General features: G+C 65.4%; 14 protein-coding genes and 1 riboswitch. Of the genes, 12 read left to right on the top strand and 2 right to left on the bottom strand.

The annotated features are described in order from the left end of the window. Window positions 1-201 precede the first annotated feature (201 nt). The 3 genes from MPSD_RS26600 to MPSD_RS26610 all read left to right on the top strand — a co-directional run bounded on the left by MPSD_RS26600 (window position 202) and on the right by MPSD_RS26610 (window position 3,040). Window positions 202-579, top strand: a complete 378-nt coding sequence (locus MPSD_RS26600) for a hypothetical protein (protein ID WP_232022681.1) — start codon at window positions 202-204, stop codon at window positions 577-579. Between the two features lie 128 nt (window positions 580-707). Beyond that, window positions 708-2,006, top strand: a complete 1,299-nt coding sequence (locus MPSD_RS26605; protein ID WP_020785627.1) for an acyltransferase family protein — start codon at window positions 708-710, stop codon at window positions 2,004-2,006. A gap of 83 nt (window positions 2,007-2,089) precedes the next feature. After that, window positions 2,090-3,040, top strand: coding sequence for an extracellular catalytic domain type 1 short-chain-length polyhydroxyalkanoate depolymerase (locus MPSD_RS26610; protein WP_036426153.1), 951 nt, complete (start codon window positions 2,090-2,092; stop codon window positions 3,038-3,040). Between the two features lie 21 nt (window positions 3,041-3,061). Here the strand turns inward: MPSD_RS26610 and MPSD_RS26615 are convergent, their stop codons facing one another. Further along, window positions 3,062-4,054, bottom strand: a complete 993-nt coding sequence (locus MPSD_RS26615) for an ABC transporter ATP-binding protein (protein ID WP_086085644.1) — start codon at window positions 4,052-4,054, stop codon at window positions 3,062-3,064. A 3-nt stretch (window positions 4,055-4,057) separates the two neighbouring features. After that, window positions 4,058-5,107 carry an ABC transporter permease gene (locus MPSD_RS26620; protein ID WP_086085643.1) on the bottom strand — a complete coding sequence of 350 codons (1,050 nt, stop codon included), beginning with the start codon at window positions 5,105-5,107 and terminating at the stop codon, window positions 4,058-4,060. A gap of 289 nt (window positions 5,108-5,396) precedes the next feature. Here MPSD_RS26620 and MPSD_RS26625 point away from each other — a divergent pair, with 289 nt between their 5' ends. From MPSD_RS26625 to MPSD_RS26665, 9 genes are all read left to right on the top strand, one after another. Beyond that, window positions 5,397-5,774 carry an STAS domain-containing protein gene (locus MPSD_RS26625; RefSeq protein ID WP_012392211.1) on the top strand — a complete coding sequence of 126 codons (378 nt, stop codon included), beginning with the start codon at window positions 5,397-5,399 and terminating at the stop codon, window positions 5,772-5,774. Window positions 5,775-5,939: 165 nt separating this feature from the next. Next, window positions 5,940-7,700 (top strand): N-acyl-D-amino-acid deacylase family protein, encoded by a 1,761-nt coding sequence (locus MPSD_RS26630; RefSeq protein WP_086085642.1) that lies wholly within the window; start codon window positions 5,940-5,942, stop codon window positions 7,698-7,700. Between the two features lie 9 nt (window positions 7,701-7,709). Then, window positions 7,710-9,080, top strand: coding sequence for an aromatic ring-hydroxylating oxygenase subunit alpha (locus MPSD_RS26635; protein WP_086085641.1), 1,371 nt, complete (start codon window positions 7,710-7,712; stop codon window positions 9,078-9,080). A gap of 317 nt (window positions 9,081-9,397) precedes the next feature. Continuing rightward, window positions 9,398-9,489, top strand: a riboswitch (glycine riboswitch). A gap of 256 nt (window positions 9,490-9,745) precedes the next feature. Continuing rightward, window positions 9,746-12,541 (top strand): aminomethyl-transferring glycine dehydrogenase, encoded by a 2,796-nt coding sequence (gcvP, locus tag MPSD_RS26640; protein WP_232022902.1) that lies wholly within the window; start codon window positions 9,746-9,748, stop codon window positions 12,539-12,541. Window positions 12,542-12,558: 17 nt separating this feature from the next. Continuing rightward, complete coding sequence (gene gcvT / locus MPSD_RS26645; protein WP_015354023.1) at window positions 12,559-13,686, top strand: glycine cleavage system aminomethyltransferase GcvT; 1,128 nt, start codon at window positions 12,559-12,561, stop codon at window positions 13,684-13,686. 46 nt (window positions 13,687-13,732) lie between these two features. Continuing rightward, the gene (locus MPSD_RS26650) at window positions 13,733-14,137 is read left to right on the top strand and encodes a glycine cleavage system protein H (protein ID WP_015354022.1); all 405 of its coding nucleotides are present in this window, start codon (window positions 13,733-13,735) and stop codon (window positions 14,135-14,137) included. Then, a complete protein-coding gene (gene glyA, locus MPSD_RS26655) occupies window positions 14,134-15,411 on the top strand; it encodes a serine hydroxymethyltransferase (protein ID WP_011742385.1) in 1,278 nt (425 codons plus the stop codon). Before MPSD_RS26650 ends, glyA begins: the two co-directional genes overlap by 4 nt. Next, window positions 15,408-16,793: an L-serine ammonia-lyase gene (locus MPSD_RS26660; RefSeq protein WP_015354020.1), complete on the top strand. Its 1,386-nt coding sequence runs from the start codon at window positions 15,408-15,410 to the stop codon at window positions 16,791-16,793. Before glyA ends, MPSD_RS26660 begins: the two co-directional genes overlap by 4 nt. Before the next feature lie 117 nt (window positions 16,794-16,910). Then, window positions 16,911-18,524, top strand: a complete 1,614-nt coding sequence (locus MPSD_RS26665) for an FAD-binding protein (RefSeq protein WP_086085639.1) — start codon at window positions 16,911-16,913, stop codon at window positions 18,522-18,524. The last annotated feature ends 25 nt before the right edge of the window (window positions 18,525-18,549 follow it).

Genomic DNA, 18,549 nt, shown 5'->3' on the forward strand with positions numbered 1-18,549 from the left:
TCGTTCTCCAAATAGCCCGTGCCTACACTCCGGCCCCAATAGCGCGGCACCAAAGATCATCAACCCAGCTCACAAGCCTGCTAATCAACAACGCCGGAGCCTGGGGTACCCACCGAGCAATTGCGGTAATTCACAAATGGCGTGAAGAAATTTGGCGCGGCGCTCCCTATAAGGGACCGAAACGGCATAGAATTCCGGCTTGTGACGACCTCGTCGAACCCGTGGGGCGACGAACGACGGAGACTCTCGCATCAGCTGCCGATGCGCGATCACTTATTCGGCCGCAGCCAGGCGCGACGGCTGAGCCGTCGATTCGCCGGGGTGGGCGTGAGGATCTCACCGCAGCGTCTTCGGGAGATGCACGCCGGCATGCCCGCCTCGGATAGCGAAATGACGAATATCAGTTTTGCGTTGATCGCCATCCAAATAACCCGTGAAAAACGCGTCGCGAAATTACACCGGTTGCAGCGCAAGTGCCGGCATGCATTGCTCTCGCTGGGCATGGTTATCGTCGCATTGAACTTCCTGCTCTGCATCGGCTACCTGCTGTTCAGCCTGACGCTGCAGCGTTCGATGTAAATCGTTGGCCCCCAGCCAGATAGCTCACCCGGCAGCACTGTTGCGCCCACCATTCGGGTAGCCCTACCCGGGTAAGACGAGTAGAACTACCCAAGCGGTCCACCCGGCCCACCCGTGATGCTTCAGGCATGACATCGCTGACGGGCTTTCCCAGCCCCGCCGAACTTGCCGAACGCACCCCGGCCGACCGTGACCGCGCCATCGACGTCATCCGCATCACGGCCTTGGTCGGCGTGGTCGTGGGCCATACGGTGATGGCGACCAGCGTCATCCGCGGTGAAGTCCTCCGCTGGGACAACCTGCTGACCACCTCGACCACGTTTCAGGCTCTGACCTGGATTTTTCAGATCATGCCGTTGTTCTTTTTCGCCGGTGCGGCGGCGTGTGTCCCGTCCTGGCGACCCGGAACGAACTGGGGCGGCTGGCTGATGAAGCGCGCCGCGCGGCTGTTTCGACCGGTTTTCTATTACCTGAGCTTTTGGGCGGTGGCGCTGGTCATCTTCTATCCGCTACTGCCCCAGCACGTTTACGAGCCGGTCGCCGGTGTGAGCATCCAATTGCTGTGGTTTCTCGGCGCCTACGTGCTGGTGCTGGCGGCGATGCCGGTGCTATCTCGAATCACCAGCACGGCGCGCCTGGCCGCCAGCGTAACCGCGGTCTACGCCATGATCGCGGCCGTCGACGCCGTCCGACTGCACTGCAGCGCCGGACCATCGCTCGGATACCTCAACCTCGCGGTCTGGCTCATTCCCGCCATGTTCGGCGTGGCCTATCGCCGCCGATTGCTGACACGAGCCCGCGCGATCGGCACCGCCGCGATATTTCTGGCCACCAACGTCGCGTTGCTGTGCTGGGGCCCTTACGAGCTGAGCCTGGTTGGCATCGAAGGCCAGCGGCTGCCCAACATGAGCCCTCCCTCACTGTTGTTGGCCGGTCACGCAATCATTCTGAGCGCGTTGGCTGTTGTGGCGGCACCGGCAATCGCCCGATGGGCTCGGCGCCCGCGGGTCTGGTGGTTGGCGGCGATCGGCAACTCCGGAGCCATGACTTTGTACCTGTGGCATATGCCAGCCCTGCTGGGCGTGCACCTGCTCTTCGACGGATTGGGAGCTCCCCGCTATCCCGGCGAGCCGGGCTTCGCCGTGATCAGCGCTGCCCAACTGTTGATCATGTGTGGTGCGGTGGCAGCGCTGTTCGTTGCGCTGCGGCCGCTGGAGAACAATCCGCTGCCCGGCTGGGACGGCGCACCTGCCATCACCTCGGTCTGGCGCGGCGCGGGGGTCGGCGTACTGCTGTGTGTGGCCGGGGCGGCCATCCTGGCGTCGGTGAAGTGGGGCCTCAAGGACGACGGACTTGCCTGCATCGCAGTGACGGTCGCCGCCCTGGTGGCCGCTCGGATCCTGGCCGTGGCGCGACTCCCGCGGTAAGGAACGGCCCCGCCTGGAAGCCAGCCCCTCGCTTGATTGACAAGCTACTTGTCATTCCGGCAGAGGGCTGTCACCATGAGTTGATGGCGCGTGAAACCGCTCGCATCCTTCGGGTGTTGAGCGCGGTTATCCTCGGCTCGCTCGTCGTCTGGACGGGCGGATGTTCCGCGGGTGGGCATGCGACTGGAGCGCCCGCACCCGCGACGATCCCGGTGGGCCGGTCCACTCAGAGCATCCAGTGGGATGGCGCCGAACGGACGTTCAATCTCTACCGGCCGCAGGGATTGACCGGCGCGGTCCCACTGGTGGTGATGATGCACGGCGGTTTCGGCAACGGTGCGCAGGCCGAGCGCGCGTACCACTGGAACGACAAGGCAGATCAGCAGCACTTCCTGGTCGCCTATCCCGACGGTCTGCACCGGGCCTGGAACGCTGGAACCTGCTGCGGCCTGCCCCAGCGCAACAATGTCGACGACGTCGGATTCCTCACCGCCATGGTTGCCGCGATCGGAAAACAGATCCCGATAGATTCCGCGCGTGTTTACGCGACCGGCATGTCCAACGGCGCCATGATGGCGCTGCGGTTGGGTTGCCAAACGGATATCTTCGCCGCGATCGCACCGGTGGCCGGCACTCTGGTGACCGATTGCGCACGCGCGCGGCCGACCTCGGTGCCGCAAATCCACGGCACGGCAGACCAGAGCGTCCCCTATGACGGCGGCCCCGGCAAAGCGGTGAAAATCAACGGATCGCCACGGGTGGATGGCCCGTCGGTGCCTTCGGTGAACGCGACCTGGCGCGCCATCGACGCATGTGGACCGCCCATCTCGAGCACTGCGGGCGTGGTGACAACCGTGACCGCCGAATGCGCAGACGGCCACACCGTGGAATTGATCTCGGTGGCCGGGGCGGGCCATCAATGGCCCGGCGGTACGCGCGGCCCCCTGCTGGAGAGACTCGGTCTTCCCGAACCGTCGACGGCGTTGGACGCGACCGACACCATCTGGCAGTTCTTCGCCGGGCACCGGCGCTGACCCGCCAGCTCCGTCGCCGAATCAGTCGCTGGAAAGCTCGCGGTGCTCGATCAGGTCGCGCATACCGCCGATACCGAGCCGCTCACGAAACGCCTGCGCCGTGTAGCCGACGGCCGTCGCGTCGGTGCGGGCCCGCACCGTTGCCGAACGCGGCATGTGAAACAGCACCCCCATCTCGCCGAAATATTCTCCGGGCCCGGCAACTTTGACCAATTCTTCGCCGCCGTCAGCTAATTCGTGCACGATTTCGAACTCACCCGCCGATACGACATAGATGAGGTCGCCCATCGTGCTCTGTTCAAACAGCACGTCCCCGGACTTCAATTCGACGACTTCGGGCGGCCGGTTGGTCTCCGCGAAATCGGGCGTCAACTCCACAACACGGTCAGCCATCGGCAGCATCCTGCTGTCGTGGGTGGCCACCACGACCACTCGGTCACCATCGGCGAGCTCGCGGATAAGCCGCAGCACTTCCTCTACCTGGATGAAGTCGAGGTGTGCGGTCGGTTCATCGGCCAGGATCAGCGGCGGGTCCAGCGCGATCGCGCGCGCAACCGCGACGCGCTGCTGTTGCCCTCCGCTGAGGTCCCCGGGCCGGTGTTTCATCCGCTCCTCGAGGTTGACGCGCTTCAACAACTCCTCGGCGCGCGCCCGTGCCGCAGCACGTGACATCCCGGCCGAACGCAGCGGAACCATCACATTCTCCAGCGCGGTCAGGCTCGGCACCAGGTTGAACGCCTGAAAGACGACGCCCACCTTGTCTCGCCGATATTTCGCCAGCGCCGTACCTTCGAGCGTGGTGATATCGATGTCCTCGAACTTGATCGCCCCGGACTTGGGTCGCAGAATGCCGCCCAGGCAAGACAGCAACGTTGTCTTCCCGCATCCACTCGGACCGAGCAGGATGACCAGAGACCCGGCCTCCACGTCGAGGTTCAAACCATTGATCGGCCGAAGGGCATATCCACCGCTGTAGTACTCGACTACCAGGTCCTGAATGCTGAGATCGCCCACCGGCTAAGGACCTCCAAACGCGAGTGCGGGATCCACGGTCATCACCCGCTTGAGTCCGGCGACGCTGGCCAGCAGGCCGATCAGGATTGCCACCACCGGTAGCGCCAGATAGGCCCCGCCAGGCACCGCGACGATCATCGGGAACAACGGAGCCAGCAGTTTCGACAGGACGACACCCACAACAGCGGCAAGCACCGCGACGACCAGCGCCTGCAACGCCAGTCCCGCCATGATCGAGTGCGTTGGCGTGCCGATCGCCTTGAACACCGCAAAGTCGCGCATGCGCTCCAGCGTGGAGAGATACACCACCGATCCGACGATCAGCACCGCCACAATCCACAGCAAGACCGCCACGATCGAAATTGAATTCACGGCGACCTTCAGCGGACGTATCAGGTCGTTGACCGCGCCCTCCCGGTCGTAGGTCTGGTAGCCCTCCGGGAGCTCTCGGGGCGAGCCGTCGATCCCGATCGACGTGATCATCGGTTGCCCGTTGTAGGCCACCCGCTGCAGGCCCTCGGTGGTCAGAAAAATGTTGGGGATCTTGGCCAGCGCCGTGGAGTTGGGCACGATGCCGACAATCCGCAGCTTGTGCGCTCCGAGCTGCAGGGTGTCATCGATATGCCGGTTGAGCGTGCTGGATACCGCGACCTCGTCCGGTTTGGACGGCGCTCGCCCGTCCGATACCTCGGGCATGCCCGGTCCGTGCTCCGGTGCACCGAAAGCCGTGACGTTTCGGGTTGACTTGCCTTCCTTCATGATCGTGCCCATGCTGGCCAGCGGCGCCGCGGCCACGACGCCGGGCTCGGCGGCCACCCGCGCCACGTCAACGTCGGGAAATGGAATCGAGCCCAGAAACGGCCCGGCCGCGCCGGCTTTGACCACGAAAACGTCGACACCGAGGGAATCGACGGTGTGCTGCGCCTCCACCCGGAAACCATTTGCCAGCCCGGTCATGACGAGCGTCATCCCGAAGATAATTCCGGTGCTGATAATCGCAATGACCAGGCGGCGCTTTCTCCATTGCATGTCGCTCAACGCCCCGAAGAGCATTCCCAGAACCTACCAACGTCGCATCGTCGGGGACCATGTTTTGTTGAGGCCACCCAGGCCCGGCAGCGCCAACCGACCGGCGCGATTGCGGCGTCGGCATGCCGGATCCCGCGCGGCGAGCGCGCCCGATCTGGTGGTGGCCTAGGATTTGTGCAGACCGGGGGTGCGCCACTGAGCTGCATGTTGGCGGCGGAAGCGGTCGGCGGGGTTCAGATAGCAGCCCGGCCCGAAACATTGGATGTCTGCCAACGAGCGGTGTCCCGAACAGGGACGGATGTGAGATACAGCAATGGTGGAACAATCTGGCGACCCAACGCCACCCACAGCATTCGGAATCGAAAAATCCCGGGTTGGCGAAGCGGTCGTGGTGACGGTGTCGGGGGAACTCGACATGCTGACCGCACCCCGGTTGGCCGAGATGCTCCGCACTTCGCTCATCGAGGCGCCCGCAACACTGATCGTTGACCTCTCGAAGGTCGATTTCCTGGCCTCAGCGGGGATGACCGTCCTGGTCAGCGCCAAGGCGCAGGCCGTGGCGCCGACGCGATTCGTGGTGGTCGCGGACGGTCCGGCCACCAGCCGGCCGATCAGGCTGATGGGGATCGACGCCATGTTGCCCCTCTATGACGCACTGGATGACGCGCTCAACGACATCTCCGATAGCTGAGCCGGCACCCCAGCGTTTGCGCTCTCGAATCATTGACTGAATCGAGCGGGCGGAATACCGTCGTACATACGCTACGCGCCGTAGCGTAATAACCATCCAGGTCCGGGTTGGCAGGCCGGTGGCTCGCGTCGCAGCCGCGCGACCAGGGAGAGGCTCAGAGGGCTCATGTTCGATTTGAAGATCGTCGGCGGCACCGTCGTTGACGGCACCGGGGCCGCACGCTACCGGGCCGACATCGGCATCAAGGACGGCAAGATCGTCGACGTCGTCCGGCGGGGCACCGATGATCCCGGCCTGGGCGGTGAGTCCGCCGAAACCATCGACGCCACCGGTCAGGTGGTGGCCCCCGGCTTCGTCGACATCCACACGCACTACGACGGTCAGGTGAGTTGGGACAGCACCCTGGAGCCCTCCAGCGGGCACGGGGTGACGACCGTGGTCACCGGCAACTGTGGGGTGGGTTTCGCACCCGTTCGCCCCGGCAGCGAGGACTGGCTGATCAGGCTGATGGAGGGGGTCGAGGACATCCCCGGCACCGCGCTCACCGAGGGCATCACCTGGGGCTGGGAAAGCTACCCCCAATACCTCGACACGATCGGCAAGCAGAAGTTCTCCATCGACGTGGGGAGCCAGATCGCCCACGGCTCCGTGCGCGCATACACGATGGGTGAACGCGGCGCCCGTAATGAACCGGCCACCGCCGAAGACATCGCGGCGATGGGCCGGCTGGTCACCGAGGCGATCGAGGCCGGTGCGCTCGGGTTCTCGACCTCACGCACGCTGGCTCACCGCGCGATGGACGGCGAACCGGTGCCCGGAACCTTCGCCGCCGAGGACGAGCTATTCGGGCTGGGGCGCGCCATGGCCGCCGGCGGACAGGCCGTCTTCGAGCTCGCCCCGCAGGGCGCCGCGGGCGAGGACATCGTCGGGCCGAGAAGGGAACTGGAATGGATGCGGCACCTGGCCGGTGAGATCGATCGACCCGTATCGTTCGCTCTGATCCAGGTGGACGCCGATCCCAACCTGTGGCGCGAGCAGCTGGAGCTCTCGGCCAGCGCGCACGCGGCGGGCAGCCGCCTGCACCCGCAGATCGCCGCGCGCCCGTTCGGGATGATGATCGGGTTCCAAGGTCACCACGCCTTCACCCACCGCCCGACCTACCGCCGGCTCAAGGCCGACTGCACCCGCGACGAGCTCGCGCAACGGTTGGCCGATCCCGCGGTGAAAGCCGCGATCCTGTCCGAGGACGACCTACCCATCGACCCGAACGTGTTGTTCGACGGCATGTCCGCCTTCGTTCAGTACTCGCTGGGACGCCTCTATGCGCTAGGCGATCCGCCCGACTATGAACCCACCCGCGACCGCACCGTCGCCGCAATAGCCCAAGCCCGCGGCCAGGATCCGCTGGCGACCCTCTATGACCTGATGCTCGAATCGAACGCGAGCGCCATGCTGATGTTGCCGCTGTTCAATTACGCAGACGGAAACTGCGATGCGATCCGCGAAATGATGCTGCACCCGGCCGGCGTTCTGGGGCTCTCGGACGGCGGCGCTCACTGCGGCATGATCTGCGACGCCTCCTACCCCACCTTCTTGCTGACCCATTGGGCACGCGATCGCAAGCGGGGCGAGAAGTTGCCATTGGAATATGTGATCCGCAAGCAGGCCCGCGACACGGCCCACCTGTTCGGCCTCACCGACCGCGGCACCATCGAGCCCGGCAAGAAAGCCGATCTCAACGTCATCGACCTCGAAGCGCTGCGGCCGCATCCGGCCGCTGTGGCCTACGACCTGCCCGCCGGCGGCAACCGGATATTGCAGGGCGCAAGCGGATACGCCGCCACAATCGTCAGCGGAGCGGTGACCCGCCGTGGCGGTGTCGACACCGGAGCCCGTCCCGGCCGCCTGGTGCGCGGAGCGCGTTAGCGGGACGCGATGAGCACCGCCGCCGGCAATCCCGCCCGCACTCGCGACGAGGACGCGATTGGAGTTCCGCCGGCTTCCCCGACACTGGTGCCCGCGCAGCGCTACCACTCCCCCGCGTTCGCCCAGCTCGAAATCGAACGAATGTGGCCCAAGGTGTGGCAGCTCGCCTGCATGCTCGACCATGTCGCCGCGCCGGGCGACTACTTCGAATACCGCTGCGGCCCCTATTCGGTACTGATCGTCCACGACTGCGACGGCGTGCTGCGCGCATTCCAGAATGTGTGTCGCCATCGGGGCAATTCGCTGTGCGCGGGCTCGGGTTCGGGCCTGCGTGAACTGAAGTGCGGCTACCACGGCTGGGCCTGGGATCTGACCGGAGAACTGCGGCGAGTGCCCAATCGCAAGGGTTTCGGCTCGCTGCACATGCCCGACTTCCCGTTGCTGCCCGTGCGGGTCGAGACCTGGGAGGGCCTGGTCTTCGTCAGTCTCGACGTCACCGCGATGCCATTGATGGATTACCTGGACCCGATACCCGAAGACATCGCGTGGTGCGGGCTGAGTGATTTTCGCTGCTACGCCACGCTCACCGTGGAAGTCGATGCCAATTGGAAGACCATCGCTGACGGCTACAGCGAGACCTACCACATTCAGACGTTGCATCCCGAATTGTTGCGCTGTGTCGACGATATTCACGCCCCACAACAGATCTGGAGGCACGCTGGGAAGTCGGACCAGCCCTACGGTGTGCCGAGCCCACGCTTCGAAGGCACCCTGAGCGACCAAGAGGTCTGGGACGCTTACGTTTACACGCAGGGTGCGCTGATGGGCGCGGCCGAAGGCACGCCGTTGCCGGCCGACGAGCGCCGGCCCGGCCAGTCGGTTCAGGATCTCATTGCGGCACGCACCCGAGCCTTTGCCGCCACCCGCGGTGTCGACCTCGAGTGGGCCGACACCGATCGGATAACCCGGCTGCATCAGTACAACTTGTTTCCCAACATGACGTTTCTGGCCAACGCGGACCACCTGACCATCATGTGCTCGCGGCCCCAGCCGGAGCACTTCGCCGATCCCGACAAGGGCGAGATGGTGATGTTTCTGATGACGCGGATGCCGCCGGACGCGCCGCACAACAAGCCGACAGACGTCCGGATGGCCGCCGATCAGGCCGAGCCCGGGATCGTGCTCACTCAAGACATCCGAGTGCTCCCGGGTGTCCAGCGCGGCTTGCATCAGCCCGGCTTCACCCATCTGGTGCTGTCCGGCGAGGAACGGCGGATCATCAACATGCACCGCAACCTGGAGCGCTACCTTGATCTACCCGAACCCGAGCGGATGAGCGGGGGCGGACTTCGCCCCGGACCGGGGGCCCCGCGTGTGTGATGGTTCACATCGGGCGGATCGGATCAGCAATCGATCCGGCACCCACCACAGCTCCGGCCGCCGTTTTCGCAGCTGAACAGCGGTCCGAATGCGGCGCCGCGGGCCCCGAATATTATTGTGCGCATCCGCGTTTAACGCTCGATGGTCAAATGTGTCCGGTCTTGGTCGCCCCGGGCCTGCAGCCAACCGCCCGCCCGTGCGGTGTCCGGCCAACCGCCGGGCACCGCCAAATGTGGCCAATCGGGGGAGTGACAAGACGACGAGTCGGTGTGTATGTTGACTGCTCGTCACAACAAAATAGCCAACAACATTGCTGTTGACGCGACGCGGGAGAAACCTCGCTATCGAGGCGCCGTAGGAGCAATCTCCTCCCCGAGAATCTCTCAGGCCCCAGTACCGCATCGCCGAGGCGACTCTGGAGACAAGGATCGGTCACCTAGACCGTGCCTTACCGAAGGTGTACGACGTCGCTGTAATGGCGGCGCCACAGACTCTCAGGTTTCAGGACAGAGCGGGGAGGGAGCAACCAGCCCGGTGCGATCCGGGCCCACGGAAACCGGAGTTGCCCCTTGTCTGAAACATATGAACAACTGCACGGCGGTCGCGCTGTCGCTTCCAGTTTCGTGCCCCGTCACATCGGCCCCGATCCTGCGGCGATTGCGCACATGCTCGCCACGGTCGGCTACCCCAGCCTCGATGACCTCATCGATGCTGCCGTGCCGGCGTGGATCCGAAACACCGCGCCGATGGCCCTGCCCGCGGCTCGAACCGAACAGCAGGTGCTCACCGATCTGGCCTCGATGGCCGAACGCAACACGATCCGGGTGTCCATGATCGGCCAGGGCTACTCGCCGTGTGTGACACCAGAAGTGCTGCGCCGCAACCTCATCGAATCGCCGGCTTGGTACACGGCGTATACCCCTTATCAGCCCGAGATCTCGCAGGGCCGTCTCGAAGCGCTGCTGACCTTCCAGACCATGATCGAGGACCTCACCGGGCTGCCACTGGCCGGCGCGTCGTTGCTCGACGAGGCGACAGCGGTCGTGGAAGCGATGCTGCTGATGCGGCGGTCCAACAAGAGCCCGTCTGCACGACTGTTGGTCGACAGCGACTGCTTCACCCAGACCCTGTCGGTGCTTCGGACCCGTGCGGCAGCGGTGGGCATCGACATCGAACTCGTTGACATCGAAAAGAAGCTGCCCGAGGGCGACTTCTTCGGCATCGTGCTGCAAGCACCCGGCGCCAGCGGCGCGGTACGGCACCTGGGCCGGTTGATCGCCACCGCGAAAGCCCGGGGCGCCATGACCACCGTCGCCGCGGACCTGCTGTCGCTGACCCTGTTGACCCCGCCAGGGGAACTCGGCGCCGACATCGCGGTGGGCTCGGCCCAGAGATTCGGTGTTCCGCTGTTCTTCGGCGGGCCCCACGCCGGGTACATGGCGGTCCGGAGCGGGCTGGAGCGGGCACTGCCGGGCCGGCTGGTCGGGGTGTCCAAGGACGTCAACGGCGCACCGGCCTACCGACTTGCCCTGCAGACGCGCGAACAGCACATCCGCCGCGACAAGGCCACCAGCAACATCTGCACCGCCCAGGCACTGCTGGCCAACGTCGCCGCGATGTACGCCGTCTATCACGGACCGGAGGGGCTGCGCGACATCGCTTCTCGAGTTCACGCCCATGCTGTGTCGATTGCGGCCAGCCTGCGCCACCACGGTTACACCGTGGCCCATGACCAGTTCTTCGACACCGTGCTGGTCGAAGTCCCAGGCCGCGCCGGCGAATTGATCGCACGCGCGGAAAGCCTCGGCATCAATCTGCGACGTGCGGGTTCTGATCATGTCGGAATCAGCTGCGACGAGACCACCACCACCACCACCGAGGTCATCACTTTGGTGCTCAAGGCCTTCGATGTCGAACGCATCGCGCCGAGCCGATCCCCCCTGGGCTCGGAGTTGCTCGGGACAACGCCCTACCTGCAGCACGGCGTATTCTACGAACACCGCTCCGAGACCGCCATGATGCGGTTCCTGCGCAAGCTCTCGGATCGCGACCTGGCCCTGGACCGCACCATGATCCCGCTGGGTTCGTGCACCATGAAGCTCAACTCCGCGGTCGAAATGGCCCCGATCAGCTGGCCGGAGTTCGCGGCCATCCACCCGCACGCCCCGATTGCGCAGACCACGGGATATCGGGAGCTGATCGCCGATCTCGAACGCTGGCTGGCCGAGATCACCGGCTACGACCGCGTCTCGCTGCAGCCCAACGCGGGATCCCAGGGCGAACTCGCCGGCCTGCCCGCCATTCACGGCTACCACGCCAGTCGCGGCGAGCAGCAACGCCGAATCTGCCTGATTCCGCAGTCGGCTCATGGCGCCAACGCGGCCTCGGCGGTGCTGGCCGGCATGCAGGTGGTCGTGGTGGCCACTGCCGCCGACGGCAGCATCGACCTAGCCGACCTGCGCGCCAAGATCAGCACCCATTCAGCGGAGCTGGCGGCCATCATGCTCACCTACCCGTCCACCCATGGTGTCTACGAGCCCGACGTCACCACCGTGTGCGATCTGGTGCACAAGGCGGGCGGCCAGGTGTACATCGACGGCGCCAACCTCAACGCGCTGGTGGGAATCGCGCGGCCGGGCCATTTCGGCGGCGACGTCTCACATCTGAACCTGCACAAGACATTCTGCATTCCGCACGGCGGGGGTGGACCCGGTGTGGGCCCGGTCGCGGTGCGGGCGCACCTGGCCCCGTTCCTGCCGGACGACCCGCACCAGGACACCAGTGACTCGTCGGTGGCGGCGGCGAACTACGGATCAGCCGGGATCTTGCCGATCACCTGGGCCTATATCGCTCTGATGGGTCCCGACGGCCTGGCCACGGCCACCAAGTCGGCCGTGCTGTCAGCCAACTACCTGGCCGCCAGGCTCAACGACCACTACCCGGTGCTCTACACCGGTCCACACGGATTGGTCGCCCACGAGTGCATTCTGGATCTGCGGGAATTGACCCGCCGCTCCGGAGTGACCGCAGAGGACGTCGCCAAGCGGCTCATCGACTATGGATTCCACGCCCCCACGCTGGCGTTTCCGGTAAGCGGCACACTGATGGTGGAACCGACCGAGTCCGAAGATCTGGCCGAGCTCGACCGGTTCGTCGATGCGATGGTCGCCATCCGCGGCGAAATCGACCTGGTCATGTGGGGCGAGTGGCCCTTGGAGGCCAGCCCACTGCGCCAAGCCCCGCACACCGCCGAAATGGTGTGTGCAGATACCTGGGACCTGCCGTACCCGCGCAGTGTGGCCGCATTCCCGGCGCCCTGGCTGGTCACCGACAAGTACTGGCCTCCGGTGCGGCGCATCGATGGCGTACACGGCGATCGCAACCTGGTCTGCTCGTGCCCGTCGCCAGCGGCCTTCGAGTCAACGTTGCCGCCGAAATCCGCGTCACTTCAAGTACTTTGACCAGCAAGGGAATAGACATGACGACCAGCAGAATCACACCGGCCACTCCATTGCTGCAGCAGCACCATGAGCTGGGTGCCCGCTTCACCGACTTTGCCGGCTGGCAAATGCCGGTGCGCTACGGCAGCGAGCTCACCGAACATCACACCGTGCGCAGCGCCGCCGGATTGTTCGATCTGTCGCACATGGGCGAAATCGAGGTCCTCGGTCCCGGGGCCGCGGCCGCCCTGGACTACGCGTTGGTGGGCGCGTTCTCCGGCCTCAAGGTAGGAAAGGCCAAGTACTCACTGCTGTGCCGGGAGGACGGCGGTGTGATCGATGACCTGGTGGCATATCGGCTCGCCGAGGACAATTTCCTCGTCGTTGCCAACGCCGCCAACGTGGCGGCCGTCTACGAAGCGCTGGTCCAACGGGCCGCCGGATTCGACGCCACGGTCACCGACCGCTCCCAGGACACCGCGCTCATCGCGTTGCAGGGACCCGTCGCCGAGCGGATGCTGTGCAAGGTGGTCGCCGAGGCCGACCGGGCCACGGTCACCGAGCTCAAGTACTACGCGGCCACGCAAGTACAGCTGGGCGAGATACCAGTGCTGCTGGCCCGCACCGGATACACCGGCGAAGACGGATTCGAACTCTACGTCGACAACGCGCACGCCGCCCCGGTCTGGCACCTGCTACTCGACGCCGGTCGCGCCGACGGCGTCATCCCGGCCGGATTGGCCTGCCGCGACACGCTGCGGCTGGAAGCCGGTATGGCGCTCTACGGCCATGAACTCTCGCTGGAGACCAGCCCATACGACGCGGGACTGGGCCGAACGGTACGGCTCGAGAAGTACTTCGTCGGCCGCGATGCCCTCGCCGAACTGGCCGCGCAGGGACCGCGACGCACGCTGATCGGCCTGCAGGGACTCGGCAAGCGCGCCGCTCGGGCCGGATATGCGGTGTACACCGAGGACGGCCAACGGCAGATCGGGACGGTCACGTCGGGGGCCCTTTCTCCCACGCTGGGCTACCCGATCGCGATCAGCTACGTCGACGCCGGCACGGTAGACGCTGATTCCATTGTCGCCGTGGATATCCGGGGCAGCATGGAACGCTTCCGGGTAGTCGCGACACCGTTCTACGTGCGACCGCGCCCAGCCTGATCCTCATGACCATCGCGACCGCCCACGCATCCCAAGAAAGGCGACCATGACCGACCGCAAAATACCTGGCGACCGCAGCTACACCGCTGACCACGAGTGGATCGACATCGCGCCCGGTGCGGCCACACCCGACGGTCCCGTCCGCGTCGGCATCACCTCGGTGGCCGTCGAAGCCCTCGGCGACCTCGTCTTCGTGCAACTGCCCGAGGTCGGCGAGACCGTCTCCGCGGGCGAATCCTGCGGGGAAGTGGAATCGACAAAGACCGTTTCGAATTTGATCGCCCCCGCCAGCGGTGAGATCGTCGAGGTCAACACCGCCGCCGTCGATGACCCGGCAACCATCGCCACCGATCCCTACGGCGCGGGATGGCTGTACTCCGTGCAGCCGACGGCCGTAGGAGATCTGTTGACCGCCAGCGAGTACGCGGGACAGAACGGACTAAGCTTGTGAGCATCCTCAACGAATCCCTAAGCACCTTCGACCCCGACATCGCGGCCCTGATCGACAGCGAGCTCAACCGCCAGGAAACCGGGCTGGAAATGATCGCCTCGGAGAACTACGCACCGCTGGCGGTGATGCAGGCCCAAGGCTCGGTCCTGACCAACAAGTACGCCGAGGGCTACCCGGGCCGGCGCTACTACGGCGGCTGCGAATTCGTCGACGGCGTGGAGCAATTGGCCATCGACCGCGTCAAAGCGCTCTTCGGCGCCGAATACGCCAACGTGCAACCACATTCGGGTGCGACTGCCAATGCGTCCTCCATGCACGCGTTGCTCAATCCCGGAGACACCATTCTCGGGCTCTCGCTGGCTCACGGGGGCCACCTCACCCACGGGATGCGGATCAATTTCTCCGGCAAGCTCTACAACGTCGCGGCCTATGAGGTGTCCAAAGACGACTACCTCATTGACATGGATGCCGTCGCTCAAGCAGCCCGCGATCACCAGCCCAAGATGATCATCGCGGGCTGGTCGGCATACCCCCGGCAGTTGGACTTCGCCCGATTCCGTGAGATCGCCGACGAGGTCGGTGCCGTGCTGATGGTCGACATGGCACATTTCGCCGGCCTGGTCGCCACCGGCCTGCACCCCAGCCCGGTGCCGCACGCGCACGTCGTCACCTCCACCACGCACAAGACGCTGGGTGGGCCGCGCGGCGGCATCATCTTGTCCAACGATGCGGCCATCGCCAAGAAGATCAACTCCGCGGTGTTCCCCGGCCAGCAGGGCGGGCCGCTCGAACACGTCATCGCCGCGAAGGCCACCGCCTTCAAAATGGCTGCGCAGCCCGAATTCGTGCAGCGCCAACAGCGTTGCCTCGACGGTGCCCAAATCCTGGCCGATCGGTTGAACCAGCCCGATGTCGCCGAACGGGGCATCACCGTGCTGACCGGCGGAACCGACGTTCACCTGGTGCTGGTCGACCTGCGCAACGCCGACCTTGATGGCCAGCAAGCCGAGGACCGGCTGGCCGCCGTCGACATCACGGTCAACCGCAACGCCGTCCCATTCGATCCGCGGCCCCCGATGGTCACCTCCGGGCTGCGCATCGGCACCCCCGCGCTGGCCTCGCGCGGCTTCTCCCACGATGACTTCGGTGCCGTAGCCGACATCGTCGCGGCGGCGCTGACCGCTGCTGACGACGACCAGCTGGGTGAGCTGCGCAAGCAGGTCCAGGAGCTCGCCGCGCGCTATCCGCTGTACCCGGAACTGCACAAGCCATGACGATCAGCGTTTTCGAACTCTTCACCGTGGGCATCGGGCCCTCCAGTTCCCACACCGTGGGCCCGATGCGCGCGGCCAACGAATTCATCGCTGCGCTGCGCAGCGCGGGGCAGCGCGATGCCGTCGCCGCGGTACAAATCGATCTCTTCGGCTCACTCGCGGCCACCGGCGCGGGCCACGGCACCATGTCCGCGGTGCTACTCGGCCTGGAAGGCTTTCAGCCCGAGGCGATCAGCAGCGAAGCCAAGGAGCGCCGGCTCGCCGAAATCGCCGAGTCCGGAGTCACCCGGATCGACGGCACCGTGGCGGTCCCCCTTACCGAGGGGGACGTCAAGCTGCATCCCGACGTCGTCTTGCCCACCCACCCCAACGGGATGACGCTGACCGCCACCGATTCCGGCGGGCGGGTGCTGGCCACCGAGACCTACTTCTCTGTCGGCGGCGGCTTTATCGTCACAGCGGGTTCCGATCACAGCGACGACCGCCATTCATGTCGCACCCCCCTGCCGTACTCCTCGGGCCAGGAGTTGCTCGACATCTGCGACCAATTCGGCATCTCGATCAGCGAGGTGGCGCTACGCAACGAATCATGCTGTCGCAGTGCACAAGACGTCCGAAGCGGTCTGCTGCACCTACGCGACGTCATGGTGGAGTGCGAACAGCAGAGCATTTCGCGCGACGGTTTACTCCCTGGCAGCCTGCAGGTGCGGCGTCGCGCGAAGAGCTGGTATGAGCGCTTGAACGCCGAAGACCCGAACCGCAAACCCGAATTCGCCGAGGATTGGGTCAACCTGGTTGCGCTGGCCGTCAATGAGGAGAACGCTTCCGGCGGCCGCGTCGTCACGGCGCCAACAAACGGTGCGGCCGGCATTGTGCCCGCCGTCCTGCATTACGCCGCCCACTACACACGGGCCGGTACCGCGGACTCCGACGACGCCACGGTTCGTTTTCTGCTGACCGCGGGCGCCATCGGATCCCTATTCAAGGAGCGGGCGTCGATTTCCGGGGCCGAGGTGGGCTGTCAGGGCGAAGTCGGCTCCGCGGCCGCGATGGCCGCCGCCGGACTGGCAGAGGTCCTCGGTGGCACGCCGCGGCAAGTGGAGAACGCCGCCGAGATTGCCATGGAACACAGCCTTGGCCTGACCTGCGATCCCATCGCCGGGCTGGTGCAGATCCCCTGCATCGAGCGCAACGCGATCTCCGCGGGTAAGGCCATCAACGCCGCCCGAATGGCGCTGCGGGGTGACGGTTTCCACCGCGTGACCCTTGACCAGGTGATCGACACCATGCGGGCTACCGGCGCCGACATGCACGCCAAGTACAAGGAGACCTCGGCCGGCGGCCTGGCCATCAACGTCGCTGTCAACATCGTCGAGTGCTGAGGACGTTTCGGTCGCTCCCCATGCCGCCGGTGCAGCCCGCCTCGATCCCCTTCGCCGCGCATTGGCACCTGTTACAGTCACCCGCGCCGGCAAGCGAAGACTGATTGGGGTAGCCGCATGGCTGATGACACACCGGAGCACATTGTCGAATCCACCGACGTAGTCGTGATCGGTTTTGGCGCGGCAGGTGTGTCCGCGGCCATCACGGCACGCGAACAGGGCGTGCAGGTGGTGGCGCTGGATCGGGCTAATGGTGGTGGCGCAACAGCGATATCGGGCGGCATCATCTATGCCGGCGGTGGTACGGCGGTCCAGCAGCAAGCCGGTGTGCGCGACAGCTTCGAACAGATGCTGACCTATCTCCGCCTCGAAGTCGCAGATGCAGTCAGCGAGTCGACCCTGGAATCATTCGTGCGCGGTAGCCCCGAAATGATCGACTGGCTGAGCAACTACGGCGTGCCTTTCGACTCCACCGTTTGTCCCTACAAAACCTCGTTTCCGAATAATCACTACTACCTCTACCACTCGGGTAGCGAGAATTCCGGGGCGTTTCGCAGCCACACTCCGCCCGTCCAGCGCGGACACCGAGTCAAGGGAAAAGGCACCTCGGGCAAGCAGCTATATGCGCCACTGGCCAAAGCCGCACTCTCCCTTGGTGTTCAGTTCTACCCCCACACCAAGGTGACAAAGCTGCTGCAGGACTCGACGGGTCGGGTGACCGGAGTCGAAGCGATGACGATGCACGATGCGCCACCCCGCATTCGGCGGGCGTATGCCGCGTTAGCGGCGGTGTCCACCAAGCCCGGGATCTACTATCCGCCGCTGCGAAACTTGATGGAGCGCCGCCTGCGTGCCCTTGAGCGACGCTACGCCCGCGCGGTTCAGATCCGGGCACGCCGAGGGGTGATCGTGTGTGCCGGTGGCTTCATCGCCAACAGCGAATGGATCAAACGGTATGCCCCGCGCTACGTGACCGGGCTTCAACTCGGCACCAGCGGTGATGATGACAGCGGTATTGCGCTGGCACAGAGCGTGGGAGCGGTCACCGAACGGATGGACAACGTCTCGGCATGGCGCTTCATCACGCCACCGAGCGCATTCATCAGCACCGTCATGGTCGACCAGCAAGGTCAACGCGTCATCGACGAGAGTCGGTACGGCGCTGCGGTCGGCAAAGCCTTGGTGCAAGATCACAACGCCAGGGCATGGCTGGTCACCGATGCGGACTTGATGAATGAAGCTCGGCGCCAGATGCTCAAGCAGCCGTTGTGGTTTCAGCGCGCTCAAGCCGCGGCATTGATGGTCGCCGATTCGGTGAGGGCCGAGACGCTGGCCGACGTGGCGCGCAAGGCGGGCGTCGATCCCGACGGCCTGCAGGCCACCGTCGACGCGCACAACAACGCAATCGACGCCGCAGCGACAGACCCCGCCGGTAAGCCCGCGGAATTTGTGCGCCGAGTAGCCCGCGCTCCTTTCACCCTGCTGAACATCTCGGTTCGGCCCAGCCTGCTCAACCCCACCCCGATGCTGACCCTCGGCGGGATCAAGGTCGATGAACAGACCGGAGCCGTGCTCGACGCATCCGGTGCGGCGATTCCCGGTTTGTTCGGTGCGGCTCGCACGGCAACCGGCATCTGCTCCAACTCCTATGTCAGCGGGCTGTCCATCGCAGATTGCGTGTTTTCCGGGCGTCGAGCCGGCACCCACGCCGCCAGCGCCGCGCTCGAATAGCCCACCGGCAGCGCAACGGGGAAGC

It is taken from the genome of Mycobacterium pseudoshottsii JCM 15466 (genome assembly GCF_003584745.1).
Lineage (GTDB): Bacteria > Actinomycetota > Actinomycetes > Mycobacteriales > Mycobacteriaceae > Mycobacterium > Mycobacterium marinum.